Genomic DNA, 12,601 nt, shown 5'->3' on the forward strand with positions numbered 1-12,601 from the left:
GGTTAGACCTCTCGGATGTTGTCGTGGTTGACGGCCTGCTTGATTTCGCGCAGCACGCCGGGGATGGCGGCCTGCTTGGGGTTGTCGCGCAGGAGGTTGCCGTCTTCGTCGAAGAAGAAGACTCCGGCGGCGGGTTCGGGGCGCGGCGGCTTGCTGGTGACGTCGCCGGAGACGTTCAGCGCCTGGGAGTTGCCCTTGAGCGGCTGGACCGTGATCTTCACGGTCATCTCGCCCTTCTTGCCGAGCTCGTTGACGGCAGAGACGAGCTCCTGGAGGGCGGTGGCGGCCTGGTCGGCGACGGCGCCGCCCTGGATCTCCTGGAGCATGGCGGCGAACGGGCGTACCTGCTTGCCGTCGTCTTCGGTGGTCTGGTCGGTCACGTGGTTCCTCTCAGGTGGTGATCAGGTCGAGGTCAAACAGCGGCACGCGGTCATACGTGATCGGCCGCATCGGGTTCCGGTCGGGAGCGTGCGCCAGGTCCTCGCACGGGTGGCCGCAGTCGCAGACACACCGCCAGCCGCAGCGGCGGTCGGCGAGCCACACCATGGCGAGCGTCGAGAACTTCCAGCCGGTGGCGTCCGCGGTCGGGTACCGGTACGGCTGGCGGAAGTTCGCGTAGTCGCTCGGAGTGTTGATGTAGGTCTCATAGCGAGGTAGCGGGTGCCGGCCGACGTGGCAGCGGGCGTGCCTCCCGGGGTCCTTGGCGTTGATGCACGGGCCGCCGTGCTGGCAGGCGCACATCAGGTAGAAGCCGGGCAGTTCGGCGAACTGCCTGCGCATGCTGGCGGTCCAGACGTGTTCGCGGACCCATGCGGCCTGATCGGGATGCATCACGCCGCCTTCACCAGCGCGCTCCTGGTTCGGATCCGGCGCCGCTCCTCCGGGGTCGTGGCAGCCCACACACCGAACTCGGGCGGGTCGGCCACCACCTCGGCCAGGCAGCCAGCGAGAATCGGGCAGGCTCGGCACACGGCCTTGGCCTGCTCGGTCTCGCGGATCCCGGCCGGGCCGGCGTGGCTGATCGGAAAGAAGATCTCCGGGTCCATGCCACGGCACGCTGGTCTGGTCACACCGCCACCGCCCGATGCGCGTCGGCGTAGGCGGCGCGCACGTCGCTGTTGAGACGGCCGACCGGGTTGCACGCGACGCCGTTCTCGCGGGCCCACTGCCTGATCTGCTTGTCCGTGGGCGTGGCCGAGCCGGGAGCGGACGCTGTGCCCGAGCTGCGGGACGGTTTGGCGCCGGCGTCGCGGGCGCGCTGTCGCGCCTCGGCGAGCTGTCGTTCCAGCTGCTCTACTTCAGCGAGTGCGGCTTGGCGGACGGCTTCGCGCTGCTGTTCGGCTGCGATCCGCTCCGCGGCCAAGGTGTAGATGTCGCGGAGCTTGGCGATCGCGGTGTCAGCACGTCCCAGTGCTGTCTGCACCTGGCGGTCGTCGCAGTTGCGGGCGTCCGCCAGCAGGTCGTCCACCGATCCTGCCTCGGGCTCTCCGGCTGGGCTGTTGTCGGGTACGAGTCTCGGCTTGTCTGTCCACGTGGCTGCGATGGCGGCCACGTCGTCGGGCAGGACGGGCTTCTTGTCGTCCTCAAGAGGATCGATCGCAAGCCCGGTCGCAGGGTGGATGGTCCAGCCCTGTCGCCGGGCCAGCTGCACGATCCGCCCGAGCGGCACGGTGGTGGCCGAGCTTGCCTCCTGGGCGGTTGTGCCGTCTGCGAGCAGCGCGAGAGCTCGCGCGTGCTCGATGGGCATGGCTGTCATGCCGCCTCCGTTCGCGGCGTGGCCGATTCGGCCGCCGCCTGGGCGCGTGCGGCGGCGGCGTAGCGAGTCACGGACCGCTCCGTGACGTCCATGTGCCAGGCGATTGCGCGGATGCTCATGGGCGGCCGGATTGCGGCGAGCTCTTGGTAGCGCTGGAGCATGCGGCGGCCGTGCGGCCCGGTGGGCTGCCAGGGCTGCTTCACTCCGGTGACGCGCGGGAACTGGTCGAGGGTGCCCTTGCGGCGGTGCAGGTTGTAGCAGTTGATGATCAGGCGTCGGCCATGGATAGGGCCGGTTTTGCCGCAGCAGATGCAGGTGGCGGTGATGCGGTCTCTCATGCCGCTCGCTCCAGCACGGCGGGCGCCAGCCCGATCCCGTAGTCGAGGCCGGCCACGTACCACTCGACCGTGGACAGCAGCAGGCCGCCGCCTGCCTGTACCTGCCTCTCCACGCCGTGCACGGCCGTCACGCCCCTCCGGGTGCGGCGACCGAGCCCTTCTTGCGTCAGGCCGCGGCCTCGGCGCAGTACCGGGAGCGCGGCGACGAAGTTCACGAGAGTGTCGATGACGGCGCCGTCGACGGTGGCGACGAGTTGATGGTGGAGCTCGGTGGCCCAGATGTCGGTGTGGTGGAGGAAGGGGCTGGCCTGGCCGCGTTCCCATGAGCCGTAGGTGGCGTGGTTCACGCCGAGTGCGGCAGCGACGTGTTTCTGGAGTCGGTGCTGGTCGCGGCGGATCTCGCGGAGCTGCTTGTGGATGGGCTGGTTCACGGCGTCGTCACCGCCTCCACGTCTGCTCTGAGCACCCCGTCGAGCCCGGCGAAGTGGAGCAGCAGGTACGTGAACGTCGCGCCGTCCATGGTCACGTACCACTCGGATGGCGATCCCTTGCCACGTCGCTTGTGCCAGACGGCAGCGATCTGGGCGTTGTCGTTGTCGCGCTCGACCAGTGCCTCTTCCAGCCATTCGGCGAGCTGGACGCGGGCCTGGTTTTTCGCCTCAATGACGACTCCGGGAATGCCTGCGATGTCGCCTCGGTCTTTGGCAGCTCCGGCTACGCGGCGTTCGGCGTGGACGAAGCCCATGCGGCGGAGGTAGTTGACGATGGCCCGCTCGGCGGCGGAGCCCTTGTCCTTGTTCGCGGACATCATGCCTCCCATGGGCGCGTCGAGGAGGAAGGGGTGGTCGGGGCGGGCTGCTCCTGGCCCCACTCCAAGAGCAGGCCGACCAGGACCAGCAGCGTGCCGAGCGCCGCGACGGTGACCACCAGAGCGAGGAGCCACGTCTCCCGGTGGTGCGCACGACGCTGGATCTGTGGGAGCACGTACGCGGGCTCGACGCCGGCGACTTCCTCGTGGACGGCGCGGCCGAGGGCGTTCTCGTAGTAGTCCTGCATCACGCACCCCCGCGCAGCACGTCGTCCAACTCGTGCTCGTCCCAGAACCGCTCCCACGAGTCGGGGTCCATCCGCAGACGGCCTGCGATCGCGTTGCGCAGAGCAGCGAGCTGGGCCCAGCGGCGGCGCCGCGCTCGCCGAGCCCGCATGGACGGGCTCATGAGGTGGCCGATGTAGGCGGCCAGCGCGGCGGCGGCCACGGCTCCGGCGCACAGCAGGTACGGGAAGGTCACGGCTGGCTCACCGCCTCTCCCCGCTCCACGTCGCGCCGGTCGTACCGGCCCAGGGCGTCACGCGCCTCGCCGATCGTCTGCTGCAGTTCCGGCATCGTGGGGGCGAGCACGATCCGCACGAGCAGCCCGCGGAACGCATCCCGGTCGTCCTCGGCCCGCCCGCGGGCAGCCTGGTGGGCGCACTGCAGCGGGTCGTCGTCGCACGAGCACCGGGGCCCGGCGGGGGCGGGCAGTCCGAGAGCGGTCTCCAGCAGGTTGGTGACGATCGCGCTCTGCGCGGTCAGGTCTCGGGACTCCTTCGGGTCGTCGAACAGGAACTCCACGTCGTCGTCGTAGTTGAGCGGCACGACGGGGCGGCCCATGTCGTCGCGGAAGAGTTCGCCGGCGACGGGGTGGCCGAGCGGCGTGGTGGTGGTGCGTCGCATGCGCGTCATCGGGCAGCCTCCACAGGCTCAGCGGCGAACGGGATCAACGGCCAGTGCTCGGACACGTCGTCGTGCGGCTTGCCCTGCTTGGCCAGGTACTCGCGGAAACTGCGCGCCTGCTCCGCCTTGGCCTGCACCTGAAGGTCGTGAAGTTGCTGAAGTGTCAGCCCGCCCAGCGCGGCGAACCGCTTCGCGTCCTGGGGCTTCAGCCCCCACACCTTCTGCAGCCACTCGGCCGGCCGCTGCGCCAGCTGGCCCATCCGCCACGCCACCCGCGCCACAGCCAGCGCGTCACCCGCAGCGTCGTGCGCGTCCGTGATGGACACCGCGTACCGCTCGCACAGCGCGGTCAGGTTCCGCTTCCCCCGGCGGTAGGGGTCGCAGTATTTGTCGATCACGTACGGGTCGATCACCGGCCGGATCACCGCGAAGTCGCCGCCCGCGTCGCCGAGACGCTCGTTCAGCGTCGGCACGCCGAGCCGCCGGCACCCGCGATCGAGCATGGTGAAGTCGAACGGCACGTTCATCCCGGCGAGCAGCCAGCCCGCCTTGATGCCGTCGGCCAGGTGCTGGGCAACCTCGTCCAGCACGGCGGCCGGGTCCTGGCCCTCGGCCTCGCACCGCTCGCGGCTGATGCCGTGGACATCGGAGGCGGCTTTGGGGATGTCGATCCCGTGGTTGAGGATCCACGTCTTCTTGGAAATCTTGGGCTTGGGCTTGGCCGGCTCGATCCACGCGACGGCGGCCTGGATGATGTGGCCGTTCTCCAGGTCGATGCCGTCGGTCTCGGTGTCCCACGGGAGCAGGGGCGTGTTCGTCCAGGTCACAGGGTCCACTCCGGGGAGTTGTCGTTGCAGTGGCACGGCGCGGTGATGTCGCGGAGCTGGTTGACGGTGCACTCAGTGCGGTGCCGCTGCCAGCACGAGCAGGCCGTGCCCTGGCAGGTGCGCAGGTGGCAGTCGGACCAGTGCCGGGCCAGGTCGGCGATGCCCTCGGGGAGGTCCTTGACGAGCATCTGGTGGAGGGTGGTGGTCCGCATCCACCCCTCGGGGTCCTTCATCGGATCCGGGTCGGCGTCGGGGTCTCCGAGGTCCACGTCGTCGGGCATCTCGACATGCACAAGTTCGCCGGTGAGCGTGTCGCGTCCGATGGGGTCGGTCATGATGAGCAGCTCGCCGTAGCTGTACAGGAAGGCGAGGTCGCCAGCTCTGCGCAGCAGCCAGTTCGCGGCGTTGTGCCGCCAGGCGGCGTCCATGTCAGCGATTGGCAGGGGCACGCCGGTCGCCGGGACCCACGTGGTGTCCTGGCCCAGATGCCTGTACCAGGCGCGGGCCTGCCGCTTTACGTCTCTGGTCTTGTTGCTCATCAGAGGGCGCCTCCGTTCTCGCTGAGCTCGCCGTTGCGCAGTTTGGTGAGGAACGTGTCGAGCTCCGCCTCGGAGGCGTCCTCAGGAGCGACGCCCGCCATGACCTTGGGGAAGGTGTCGTTCAGCTCCGAGGTGGTGCCGGGCCAGGCAGCGACGATCTGCTGCCACAGCACGTCCGCATCGGCCGTGGGACGGGCCTGTGCCTCGTCGCCTGCGGTCGGCGGAGTGGGCTCCTGCTCGGCGGCCTTGAGCCGCTTGCCGATCGCGGTCATCTCCTCCGACTGCGCCTGCGTCGGAGAGATGCCGGCCTTCCCAGCCTCAGACCAGATGACCTTGAACTCGGCGAACGTCGTCACCGCCCGCGCCCGAACCAGGAAGTCCTCCGCCGTCGGAGCGGACGCCTGCGGCGCCTCAATCGCGGCCCGCTGCTCCTGCTCGACCGCCGCCCGCTGTGCCGGACCCAGCTCGGCGCGCGCCCCATGCCCGGCCAGAAGCTGCGCTGGGGTCAGGTCCACGTCCAGCTTCGGCACCATGAACCGGGCCGTCCCGGCCCGGCCGTTGGCGTCGATGATGGGGAGTTGCTTCTCCTCCATGGCCAGCCAGGCATCGACGTAGCCGCCCGCCCGCGACAGGAACTCCGCCACCTCCGGCAGCTCGGTTGCGGCGAAATACCCATGCGAGGTAAGCAGCCACACGCCCAGGCCCGGCACATCGCGCAGCATGACGTTGAGCCGCATGGTGATCTGGCAGTCGCGCCGGTCCGGGTTGCACATGCACGGCTGGTCGGACTTCTGCTCGACCTCGCCGTCGCACCGGCGGACACACTTCGACCCCTTGTACTGCTCGTACCAGAGGGTTACCGGGTCGCGAGGCGGGACGACGACGGGCAGCCGATCGGCGTCGGTGTACACCTCCCACTCGGCCGGGCCGCCGTTCGCCGGCGTCCAGGGCTGCACCTCGCCGCCGTACAGAGTGGCGACCTGCTCCAGCAGGGGGCGGGAAGCGGAGGTGAGGCGGAAGCGGTCGAGCTTCTCCGGGCGCAGGATCGGCTTGCCGGTCCTCTGCGACACCTTGCCGGTGTCCACGACGCGGCCGATGCGGATCTCGCCGAGCTGCCGCATGCGGCGCTGCAAGTCGATGATGGGCATAATCAGGCCACCTCCTGGGCCTGGGGGTACTGGCGTTGACCGGCCGACTGCTCCGGCTCGCTGGAGTAGCCGCAGCCGAGGCGGCAGTTGCCTGCCGCGTCGAGGTCGCACGTGTGCGTGGATCGTGGGCGAGGCAATGCCGCGCCCACCACGGTGGGCGCTTGTTCGGTGGCCCACCTGTCGGTATGCGCGGCGTGCAGGAACTTCTCGAACACGTCAGGCCCGCACTTGACCGGGTAAACCCTGAAACCTTGTGGCCTGAGGTGCAGCACGATGCCCTCGTCGTGCGTTTCGGGCATCGGCAGCTGCGTGCCGTCGCGCAGCCAGCACACCTCGGCGTGCCGGTAGGCGCTCAGTTGCAGGGCGGCCTCCGGGTAGACGCCCTTGAGCGTGCCGTCCTGGAGCCGGACGTCCAGCTCACCACCGGTCTTCGTGTCGCCCATGCAGGGGCGTCCGCCGTAGATGTGGGGTGAGCGGAGGATGTAGTCGAGCTTCCCGGCATAGCCATGCTGGTAGTTGCCGACGACCATCTCGGAGGCCGTGAACGTGACCTCGTACTCCTGGATGAAGGTCAGGAAGTGCTCCAGATAGGGCCGCATCTCCGGGTCGTCGAGCAGTTCCTGGGAGATGGGCTTTCCGAGGACGTGCGCTTCGATGATCTGGTGGACGGCGTCGCCGATGTCGCCTCGCTCGTCCTTCTTGCGCGTGTGGGCGCGGCGCAGCCAGTCGTACGCCTCCTGGGTCTGCACGGTGCTGCGTGAGGCGCGCACCAGCATGGGGAGGTTTTCCAGCGCGCTCTCAGCGACGGTGTTACCAGCCCAGAAGACGAGCGCCGGCTTGGGGACGCCGTTGTCGAGGATGCTGGTGACGCGGCGCAGCTTCTTACGGGTGGTGGGGTCGGTGTACCAGCCGCGGGCGGGCTTGGGGATGCGTGCCTCACCGATGGGTGCACCACTGCCGGGGCAGTTTGCGCCGTCGGCCTTGTGCTTGCGGAGGCGGCCGGTCTGGTTGACCGGTGTGTCTCCGTTGCAGGTCGGGCAGGTGGCCCGCTGCTGGTCGGTCACTGGGCGTCCTGTTCCTCGAGGTGGTCGCGCTCGGCGTTGGGGCCGATCGGGGGCCCGCCCCGCCAGGCCGGCCGGGGCCGGGCCTGGGCGGGGAACGGGTCGTACGGGTGGTCGTGGCGGTCGCTGACGGTGGCGAGGTACTCCGAGATGTCGTCCTCCGAGGGCAGTCCCTCGAACTCGGGGGTGAAGGTGCTCATGAGGCTCCGTCCCGGGGCAGGATGCGGACGATCGAGTACTGGTCCACCGGCAGACCCCACGACCCGGCGTACGCAGTCCGGGCGCTCTTGCTGAACGGCAGCCCGCCCTTGTACGGCTCGAACCGGTCGATGACGTGCGTCTCGTGGTCCACATGTAGGTGCACGACCGTGTCGCCAACCTTCAGGTCCTTGCCGTAGATCGGCACGCCCCAGGCGGGGTTGCCGACCGGCGGCAGTGGCGGGACTCCCGCCTTGAACCGGGGCTTGGGCGCGCGCCCACGGCGGGCTACTGGCTCTGCCTGGCTACGGACGCGCGATTCAGCGACCTCCGCCTGGCCGCCGTGCCGTGTCGTGGCGTTGCGGTCGTTGCAGGCGGCCCGGCAGGCGTCGCAGACATCCACCTTCCGGTAGAGGTGCTGCTTGTAGCCGCTCCAGGTGCCGTGCTTGATTCCTTCGGCCTGGCCGATGACGCTCATCGGCCACCGTCCAGGCGTTCGACGGTGAACTGGCCGCCGGAACGCATGCCGCACAGGATCGACCCGCGCATCTCCTCCAGGTCGACGCGGACCTCGACGTCACGCGATCCGAGGTAGCGCCGCGCGTCGGTGTGGACCAGCTTGGCCAGGTGGTCGGCCCCCGCTGCCTCCACGATCAGTGGGGGGATGTCGCGGCGGCGGCCGACGCGCTCGTACGTCACCTGGTAGCGGCCGGGGGTGGGGTGGGTCTCGTCGCGCTGGGCGAGGTCGGCCTCGCGCCAGGCGGCGGTGCGCGTCTGGTGGGTGTCGTTCCTGCGGGGGCGGGTGCCGCCGTGGCTGGTGCACAAGTCGCCGGTCGCCGCGTGGCAGGTCGGGCACGCCACTGCAAGCTGCGGCAGCTGGCGGGCGGGCTCGGAGCCGGTCATCGGTCACCGTCCACGTACTCAGCCACCTCGGGCCAGCGCTGCGACACCGCCGTGAGCAGCGCACGCTCGCGCTCCATCACCGCCGTGTCCCGCTCCCACTGCTCCACGTCCCGCCATGCCTCGATCTGCCCCTCGATGAGGCGGGCCAGCGTGGTCGGGTCGAGAGCGTCCAGCTCCCAGCTCGACCGGCCGTGCTCAGCGATGTAGCCGGACGCGCGGGAGTCGGTCAGCTTGGCGGGGTTCGGCGGCGGGTTGTACTGCTCGACCTGGTCCATGTTCAGAGCGATCCGCACCACGTTGGTGCTCGCGCCGAACAGCGCCAGGCGATCAGCGATGTCCCTCGACATGTCCACGCCGGACGGGTCGTGGTCGCCGAGGTGAATGATGACCGTGTCCTGGCCGGCATCTTCGTAGCGGAGCAGCCGGCGCGCTGCGCCCCACATCTCCGACTGCGAGGTGTAGCCCCGGCAGGAGAAGTAGTCGACGTCGTACCGCTCGCACACTCCTGCGATCACGCCGACGAGCGCGTCCTTCTCGATCCACACCTCGACACGGGTGGGCTGGTTGGCCCACCGCTCGGTGCGGTACTGGTTGGCAACGGCGTCGACGATCGACTCGGGGCTGTCCCAGTGGGCCAGGGCCCGCAGGTTGCGGGTGCGGTCGACGATGTAGTGCCAGTCGAGCAGGCCGGCCAGGCGGGCGTCGTTGATGATGGAACCGAGCCGGTCGTATTCGGTCTGCTTGTTCGCGATCCAGTCGCGGGCGACGAACTGGTAGTACAGCTGGCGCAGCGTCAGGTCGAAGCCCTGGCGGGCGTAGTCGGCGCAGATGGCGTTGGCGCGCTGGATGATGTCGAGGCTGGACTGCCTGAAGGTCTTGGGCACGTAGCAGATCCGGGGCATCAGGCACCGTCCCTACGGATGGTGCCGCCGGAGATGAGCGCCAGCTCCATGCCCACCTCGACCCAGTCGGAGTGCACGCCACCACGTCCACCCGCGTCCTGCCAGCGGACCGCCATCCGGCCGCCGTGAGCGTGCGCGGCCTGGATGCGGACGGGCTCGCCGTCGTTCCACTCCGGGGAGCTGACGATCTGGCAGGCGTGGAGATCGACGGCCATCACGGGGTCTCACCCCGCTCGGCGCGCTCGCGCACTTCACGCGCGCGGCGCTCGTCGAGGTAGTCGAGGGCCTGGTCCATCTTGGTGGGCGACATTCCGGCCAGGACGCCGATCAGGAACTGGGACTCATCGGCCGTGGGCTGCGTGGCCGTCAGCCGGTCGAGCACACGCTTGATGGTGCTGGCCATCAGCTCTCACCCCTCGGCACCTGCACCGGCACGACGGCCGGGCGGATTGTCCAGTCGAATGTCGTCACCGGCCCGGCAGCGTCGGCCGCCGCCCGCATCTCCGCAGCCACCTCGTCACGCGAATGCGGCGCGGACCAGCGGGTCAGCCACCCGGCGTCCGGAAGTTGGGCGGCCAGCGTGTCGAGCACGGCCTGCGCGATGTCCCACTGCGGGGAGGACAGGCCGATCGCGTGGTGAACGTCGGTGCGGACCACCCGGGCGTGTGGCAGGTCGGCCACCCGGGCGGCGGCCTCGCGCAGGACGGGCGCGATGGTGGCGGCGGTGATCGTCGTAGCCATCACGCACCGCCCCGAGCGACGATCGCCTGCAGCCGGACCACACCGTCATCCGCGTTCTGCGCCAGCTCGACCGCCGCCGCGTAGTCGGGGAACGTCATAGCCAGCCGGGCGCGGTTGACGAAGTCGGCCTGGGCGATGGCGAGGATGAGCGTGCGCTTGAAGCTCCCGGCCAGCCAGCCGCCGGGGCACCCGAAGTGGCCCAGGACGTGCGCCGCGACCTCGACCGGGATCATGACCTGGTCAGCCGGTATGACCCGCTCGACGATCACGCCCGGGGCGTCGGCCCACACGGCGCTGTGCGCGGCGTGGCCGTCCTTGGCCGCGTAGGTGAACCGCAGATCGCGGCCGTTGCCGTCCCCGTGGAGGCAGACCTCGACGACGCGGGCCCGCTTGATGGTGATGTCGACGTACTCGTCAGGCTGGAAGTGGTCGGCCATCACGCACCAGCCCCGAGCAGCTCGACCGCCAGCTCGTCCGTCGGCTCCCGGTACTCCGCGCCCACCCGGGCAGCGACGTCACGAGCCCGCTCCCGCAGTTCCCCGAGGGTGATCCACCCCTCCACGCCGTGCAGCCACGTCGGCTCCCCCGTCCGGTGCTCCGCGACGCACAGGCGCGGCGTGTCACCGTCCTCGGCCGGGCAGATGGGCTCGATGGTCACGTAGTGCTCGCGCACCCGCTCGCGGCGGGCGAGCTTGGAGACGTTGGTCAGGACGCGGCCCAGAGCGGTCACGAGCGCCAGATCATCGCCCGGGGCCAGATCGGCGTATCCGCCCTTGACGAACACGACGACCATGGGCAGGTGCTGATAGGTGACCAGGTCCCCCCGCTGGAACACGGCGGCGGGCCGGAGACGTGAGATCGTGGCGGCCATCAGACGGACACCGCCTCGTCCAACTCGGACAGAGCGTCCACGCCCATCACGACCTGCTCAGCGGTGATGCCGTCCCAGACCTCGACCACCGTGCCGAAGAACAGGCCGCGAACGCTCAGCCGGCCACTGCCGTCGTCGAAGGGGACGATGCGCCAGGTGGGATCGGTCAGCGCGGCGGCCCACTGGTGCAGCCACACGCGGAGGACGTCCAGGCTGGTGGGGGGAAGCTGGCCGAACAGCGGGGCCTCGCGGCCGACGCGGATCCGCCATTCCCAGACCTCGGGCAGCGGGAGGGTGAGCAGGTGGGCGAGCGTCGCGGCGGCGAGCTGCTGCTTGTGCCGGGCCGGCGGCTCAGGGGGCGGCTGGTCTGCGATGATGGTCACGACTTGTGGGTCCCTTCTCTGACTCGTGTTCTGCGTAGGGATCTGCAGGTCAGGCGAGGCCCGGCCGGGCGTGGCTGGGTCTCGCCGCTTGTTCAGCGGCTGACGGGCTTGGGCAGGGTCGCGCCGGACCGGCGCTCCTGGTCGCGCTTCCTGCGGGCCACCTGCCGGGCGGCCGACCGCTCCTCGCGCCGGGCGATGGCCTCGGCCTGCTGGTGGCCGAGCTTGTGCAGCACTCGGCGGAGCTGGCGCGGCGTGAGCCGCATGACCGGGTCGCCCGCGGTGCGGCCGGTCTGGGCGGTGTAGCGGGTGATCCGCTGGTCGTAATCGAGCACGGGACTCTCCTCTGTCGAGGCCGGTGAGGGGGATCTCGCTGAGCGGCCGATCAGGCCGCGTTCTGCGTCGCCTTCGCCGCCTTGGCCCGGCGGGCCTTGAGCATGAGGCGGCCGTAGTAGGCCTGCTTGGCGGACTCGGCGAGCTTCAGCCGCTGCTCGTACGGCAGCCGCTCGTCGGGGTCGACCTCGCGCAGCCAGCGCTCGATGCTTGCCGGGCTGTTCGCCCGCGCCGCGGCGGTAGCGCCGGTGCGGTTGGGCTCACGCGCCCACCGGCTGTGCGCCGCGTTGCGGGCCTGGCTGGAACGCTCGCCTGGGGCGGCCATTACGAGGCCACCTGAACGTTGACGGATTCGGTGTCGCGGTCGATGGCATCGACGCGGATGGACAGGGCCGCGCAGATGCGCGAGGCCTTGGTCCTGGGGAGCGCCCTGTTCTCGAGCTCCCAGTTCCGCAGGGACGGCGGCGAGACGCCGGCGAGGTGGGCCAGGTCGGTCACGCTGAGCCCGCGGTCCTCGCGGAACTGCCGGAGGGCCGCCCCGTTCTGCCGGATGGTTGGCGTTGGAGGCATGTAGGAAACAGTAGGAATCAGTCGGACACAGGTCAAGCCCTACAGGCGGCTAATAGGAATTAATAGGAATCAGTTTCGCGCGGATATCTGGAGTCCCAGGAGTCACAGGCGTTGCGCCGACCTGCGGCAAGACTTCGACACTATGATCGGTTGACGTTTCCGACTGTTTCCTTCAGCATCCTTCTGAGGGCAAGCAGCACTTGCCGCCGACTCGCCAGGAGCGTCATGAGCGACGATGCCCCTGACTGGACCACCCTCGGGAATCTCCTGGTCGCCCGTCGCGTCCAGATCAACCCCGTGTACCGGAATCGCCGACGGTT

Annotated in this window: 27 protein-coding genes; all 27 read right to left on the reverse strand. The window is 69.9% G+C overall.

Translation table 11 applies throughout. The features are described from left to right. Nucleotides 1–2: 2 nt before the first annotated feature. Entirely contained in the window at nucleotides 3–380 is a 378-nt protein-coding gene (locus AB0J69_RS32090; protein ID WP_364124769.1) for a hypothetical protein, read from the reverse strand. A gap of 10 nt (nucleotides 381–390) precedes the next feature. Beyond that, a complete protein-coding gene (locus AB0J69_RS32095) occupies nucleotides 391–831 on the reverse strand; it encodes a DUF6248 family natural product biosynthesis protein (RefSeq protein WP_364124772.1) in 441 nt (146 codons plus the stop codon). Further along, complete coding sequence (locus AB0J69_RS32100) at nucleotides 831–1,070, reverse strand: WhiB family transcriptional regulator (protein WP_364124775.1); 240 nt, start codon at nucleotides 1,068–1,070, stop codon at nucleotides 831–833. Before AB0J69_RS32100 ends, AB0J69_RS32095 begins: the two co-directional genes overlap by 1 nt. Beyond that, the gene (locus AB0J69_RS32105; protein WP_364124778.1) at nucleotides 1,067–1,756 is read right to left on the reverse strand and encodes a histone-like nucleoid-structuring protein Lsr2; all 690 of its coding nucleotides are present in this window, start codon (nucleotides 1,754–1,756) and stop codon (nucleotides 1,067–1,069) included. The genes AB0J69_RS32100 and AB0J69_RS32105 overlap by 4 nt, the downstream gene beginning before the upstream one ends. Beyond that, nucleotides 1,753–2,094: a hypothetical protein gene (locus AB0J69_RS32110; RefSeq protein ID WP_364124781.1), complete on the reverse strand. Its 342-nt coding sequence runs from the start codon at nucleotides 2,092–2,094 to the stop codon at nucleotides 1,753–1,755. Before AB0J69_RS32110 ends, AB0J69_RS32105 begins: the two co-directional genes overlap by 4 nt. Then, nucleotides 2,091–2,525, reverse strand: a complete 435-nt coding sequence (locus AB0J69_RS32115; protein WP_364124784.1) for a helix-turn-helix transcriptional regulator — start codon at nucleotides 2,523–2,525, stop codon at nucleotides 2,091–2,093. The genes AB0J69_RS32110 and AB0J69_RS32115 overlap by 4 nt, the downstream gene beginning before the upstream one ends. Continuing rightward, the gene (locus AB0J69_RS32120; RefSeq protein WP_364124786.1) at nucleotides 2,522–2,902 is read right to left on the reverse strand and encodes a hypothetical protein; all 381 of its coding nucleotides are present in this window, start codon (nucleotides 2,900–2,902) and stop codon (nucleotides 2,522–2,524) included. The genes AB0J69_RS32115 and AB0J69_RS32120 overlap by 4 nt, the downstream gene beginning before the upstream one ends. After that, complete coding sequence (locus AB0J69_RS32125) at nucleotides 2,902–3,150, reverse strand: hypothetical protein (protein WP_364124789.1); 249 nt, start codon at nucleotides 3,148–3,150, stop codon at nucleotides 2,902–2,904. The genes AB0J69_RS32120 and AB0J69_RS32125 overlap by 1 nt, the downstream gene beginning before the upstream one ends. Further along, nucleotides 3,150–3,383 carry a hypothetical protein gene (locus AB0J69_RS32130; protein WP_364124791.1) on the reverse strand — a complete coding sequence of 78 codons (234 nt, stop codon included), beginning with the start codon at nucleotides 3,381–3,383 and terminating at the stop codon, nucleotides 3,150–3,152. Before AB0J69_RS32130 ends, AB0J69_RS32125 begins: the two co-directional genes overlap by 1 nt. After that, nucleotides 3,380–3,817 (reverse strand): hypothetical protein, encoded by a 438-nt coding sequence (locus AB0J69_RS32135; RefSeq protein WP_364124794.1) that lies wholly within the window; start codon nucleotides 3,815–3,817, stop codon nucleotides 3,380–3,382. Before AB0J69_RS32135 ends, AB0J69_RS32130 begins: the two co-directional genes overlap by 4 nt. Next, nucleotides 3,814–4,635, reverse strand: coding sequence for an exonuclease domain-containing protein (locus tag AB0J69_RS32140; protein ID WP_364124796.1), 822 nt, complete (start codon nucleotides 4,633–4,635; stop codon nucleotides 3,814–3,816). The genes AB0J69_RS32135 and AB0J69_RS32140 overlap by 4 nt, the downstream gene beginning before the upstream one ends. Continuing rightward, complete coding sequence (locus AB0J69_RS32145) at nucleotides 4,632–5,174, reverse strand: hypothetical protein (protein ID WP_364124799.1); 543 nt, start codon at nucleotides 5,172–5,174, stop codon at nucleotides 4,632–4,634. The genes AB0J69_RS32140 and AB0J69_RS32145 overlap by 4 nt, the downstream gene beginning before the upstream one ends. Continuing rightward, nucleotides 5,174–6,322 (reverse strand): hypothetical protein, encoded by a 1,149-nt coding sequence (locus AB0J69_RS32150; RefSeq protein ID WP_364124802.1) that lies wholly within the window; start codon nucleotides 6,320–6,322, stop codon nucleotides 5,174–5,176. The genes AB0J69_RS32145 and AB0J69_RS32150 overlap by 1 nt, the downstream gene beginning before the upstream one ends. Nucleotides 6,323–6,324: 2 nt before the next feature. After that, complete coding sequence (locus AB0J69_RS32155) at nucleotides 6,325–7,386, reverse strand: hypothetical protein (protein ID WP_364124804.1); 1,062 nt, start codon at nucleotides 7,384–7,386, stop codon at nucleotides 6,325–6,327. Further along, on the reverse strand, nucleotides 7,383–7,583 hold the full coding sequence (locus AB0J69_RS32160; RefSeq protein ID WP_364124807.1) for a hypothetical protein: 201 nt from the start codon (nucleotides 7,581–7,583) through the stop codon (nucleotides 7,383–7,385). Before AB0J69_RS32160 ends, AB0J69_RS32155 begins: the two co-directional genes overlap by 4 nt. Beyond that, nucleotides 7,580–8,059, reverse strand: coding sequence for a hypothetical protein (locus AB0J69_RS32165; protein WP_364124809.1), 480 nt, complete (start codon nucleotides 8,057–8,059; stop codon nucleotides 7,580–7,582). The genes AB0J69_RS32160 and AB0J69_RS32165 overlap by 4 nt, the downstream gene beginning before the upstream one ends. After that, nucleotides 8,056–8,484 (reverse strand): hypothetical protein, encoded by a 429-nt coding sequence (locus AB0J69_RS32170; RefSeq protein WP_364124812.1) that lies wholly within the window; start codon nucleotides 8,482–8,484, stop codon nucleotides 8,056–8,058. Before AB0J69_RS32170 ends, AB0J69_RS32165 begins: the two co-directional genes overlap by 4 nt. Continuing rightward, on the reverse strand, nucleotides 8,481–9,386 hold the full coding sequence (locus tag AB0J69_RS32175) for a hypothetical protein (protein WP_364124815.1): 906 nt from the start codon (nucleotides 9,384–9,386) through the stop codon (nucleotides 8,481–8,483). Before AB0J69_RS32175 ends, AB0J69_RS32170 begins: the two co-directional genes overlap by 4 nt. Continuing rightward, nucleotides 9,386–9,601 (reverse strand): hypothetical protein, encoded by a 216-nt coding sequence (locus AB0J69_RS32180; protein ID WP_364124818.1) that lies wholly within the window; start codon nucleotides 9,599–9,601, stop codon nucleotides 9,386–9,388. Before AB0J69_RS32180 ends, AB0J69_RS32175 begins: the two co-directional genes overlap by 1 nt. Continuing rightward, complete coding sequence (locus AB0J69_RS32185; protein ID WP_364124821.1) at nucleotides 9,601–9,789, reverse strand: hypothetical protein; 189 nt, start codon at nucleotides 9,787–9,789, stop codon at nucleotides 9,601–9,603. Before AB0J69_RS32185 ends, AB0J69_RS32180 begins: the two co-directional genes overlap by 1 nt. Continuing rightward, nucleotides 9,789–10,127: a hypothetical protein gene (locus tag AB0J69_RS32190; RefSeq protein ID WP_364124824.1), complete on the reverse strand. Its 339-nt coding sequence runs from the start codon at nucleotides 10,125–10,127 to the stop codon at nucleotides 9,789–9,791. Before AB0J69_RS32190 ends, AB0J69_RS32185 begins: the two co-directional genes overlap by 1 nt. After that, on the reverse strand, nucleotides 10,127–10,564 hold the full coding sequence (locus AB0J69_RS32195; protein WP_364124826.1) for a hypothetical protein: 438 nt from the start codon (nucleotides 10,562–10,564) through the stop codon (nucleotides 10,127–10,129). Before AB0J69_RS32195 ends, AB0J69_RS32190 begins: the two co-directional genes overlap by 1 nt. Continuing rightward, nucleotides 10,564–10,998: a hypothetical protein gene (locus AB0J69_RS32200; protein WP_364124828.1), complete on the reverse strand. Its 435-nt coding sequence runs from the start codon at nucleotides 10,996–10,998 to the stop codon at nucleotides 10,564–10,566. The genes AB0J69_RS32195 and AB0J69_RS32200 overlap by 1 nt, the downstream gene beginning before the upstream one ends. Continuing rightward, complete coding sequence (locus AB0J69_RS32205) at nucleotides 10,998–11,381, reverse strand: hypothetical protein (RefSeq protein ID WP_364124831.1); 384 nt, start codon at nucleotides 11,379–11,381, stop codon at nucleotides 10,998–11,000. Before AB0J69_RS32205 ends, AB0J69_RS32200 begins: the two co-directional genes overlap by 1 nt. Nucleotides 11,382–11,473: 92 nt before the next feature. Next, nucleotides 11,474–11,713, reverse strand: coding sequence for a hypothetical protein (locus tag AB0J69_RS32210; protein WP_364124834.1), 240 nt, complete (start codon nucleotides 11,711–11,713; stop codon nucleotides 11,474–11,476). Nucleotides 11,714–11,763: 50 nt separating this feature from the next. Beyond that, on the reverse strand, nucleotides 11,764–12,036 hold the full coding sequence (locus tag AB0J69_RS32215; RefSeq protein WP_364124837.1) for a hypothetical protein: 273 nt from the start codon (nucleotides 12,034–12,036) through the stop codon (nucleotides 11,764–11,766). Beyond that, on the reverse strand, nucleotides 12,036–12,281 hold the full coding sequence (locus AB0J69_RS32220) for a helix-turn-helix transcriptional regulator (protein ID WP_364124840.1): 246 nt from the start codon (nucleotides 12,279–12,281) through the stop codon (nucleotides 12,036–12,038). The genes AB0J69_RS32215 and AB0J69_RS32220 overlap by 1 nt, the downstream gene beginning before the upstream one ends. Nucleotides 12,282–12,601: the final 320 nt, after the last annotated feature.

The sequence above is a fragment of the Nonomuraea sp. NPDC049709 genome (genome assembly GCF_040674815.1).
Taxonomy (GTDB): domain Bacteria; phylum Actinomycetota; class Actinomycetes; order Streptosporangiales; family Streptosporangiaceae; genus Nonomuraea.

What these genes read in the sequence shown, in the direction of transcription:
- AB0J69_RS32160 (WP_364124807.1), bottom strand. Translation starts at nt 7,583, where the DNA reads ATGAGCACCTTCACCCCCGAGTTCGAGGGACTGCCCTCGGAGGACGAC.
- AB0J69_RS32165 (WP_364124809.1), bottom strand. Translation starts at nt 8,059, where the DNA reads ATGAGCGTCATCGGCCAGGCCGAAGGAATCAAGCACGGCACCTGGAGC.
- AB0J69_RS32120 (WP_364124786.1), bottom strand. Translation starts at nt 2,902, where the DNA reads ATGTCCGCGAACAAGGACAAGGGCTCCGCCGCCGAGCGGGCCATCGTC.
- AB0J69_RS32220 (WP_364124840.1), bottom strand. Translation starts at nt 12,281, where the DNA reads ATGCCTCCAACGCCAACCATCCGGCAGAACGGGGCGGCCCTCCGGCAG.
- AB0J69_RS32095 (WP_364124772.1), bottom strand. Translation starts at nt 831, where the DNA reads ATGCATCCCGATCAGGCCGCATGGGTCCGCGAACACGTCTGGACCGCC.
- AB0J69_RS32180 (WP_364124818.1), bottom strand. Translation starts at nt 9,601, where the DNA reads ATGGCCGTCGATCTCCACGCCTGCCAGATCGTCAGCTCCCCGGAGTGG.
- AB0J69_RS32215 (WP_364124837.1), bottom strand. Translation starts at nt 12,036, where the DNA reads ATGGCCGCCCCAGGCGAGCGTTCCAGCCAGGCCCGCAACGCGGCGCAC.
- AB0J69_RS32145 (WP_364124799.1), bottom strand. Translation starts at nt 5,174, where the DNA reads ATGAGCAACAAGACCAGAGACGTAAAGCGGCAGGCCCGCGCCTGGTAC.
- AB0J69_RS32190 (WP_364124824.1), bottom strand. Translation starts at nt 10,127, where the DNA reads ATGGCTACGACGATCACCGCCGCCACCATCGCGCCCGTCCTGCGCGAG.
- AB0J69_RS32185 (WP_364124821.1), bottom strand. Translation starts at nt 9,789, where the DNA reads ATGGCCAGCACCATCAAGCGTGTGCTCGACCGGCTGACGGCCACGCAG.
- AB0J69_RS32200 (WP_364124828.1), bottom strand. Translation starts at nt 10,998, where the DNA reads ATGGCCGCCACGATCTCACGTCTCCGGCCCGCCGCCGTGTTCCAGCGG.
- AB0J69_RS32135 (WP_364124794.1), bottom strand. Translation starts at nt 3,817, where the DNA reads ATGACGCGCATGCGACGCACCACCACCACGCCGCTCGGCCACCCCGTC.
- AB0J69_RS32175 (WP_364124815.1), bottom strand. Translation starts at nt 9,386, where the DNA reads ATGCCCCGGATCTGCTACGTGCCCAAGACCTTCAGGCAGTCCAGCCTC.
- AB0J69_RS32170 (WP_364124812.1), bottom strand. Translation starts at nt 8,484, where the DNA reads ATGACCGGCTCCGAGCCCGCCCGCCAGCTGCCGCAGCTTGCAGTGGCG.
- AB0J69_RS32195 (WP_364124826.1), bottom strand. Translation starts at nt 10,564, where the DNA reads ATGGCCGACCACTTCCAGCCTGACGAGTACGTCGACATCACCATCAAG.
- AB0J69_RS32150 (WP_364124802.1), bottom strand. Translation starts at nt 6,322, where the DNA reads ATGCCCATCATCGACTTGCAGCGCCGCATGCGGCAGCTCGGCGAGATC.
- AB0J69_RS32110 (WP_364124781.1), bottom strand. Translation starts at nt 2,094, where the DNA reads ATGAGAGACCGCATCACCGCCACCTGCATCTGCTGCGGCAAAACCGGC.
- AB0J69_RS32125 (WP_364124789.1), bottom strand. Translation starts at nt 3,150, where the DNA reads ATGCAGGACTACTACGAGAACGCCCTCGGCCGCGCCGTCCACGAGGAA.
- AB0J69_RS32105 (WP_364124778.1), bottom strand. Translation starts at nt 1,756, where the DNA reads ATGACAGCCATGCCCATCGAGCACGCGCGAGCTCTCGCGCTGCTCGCA.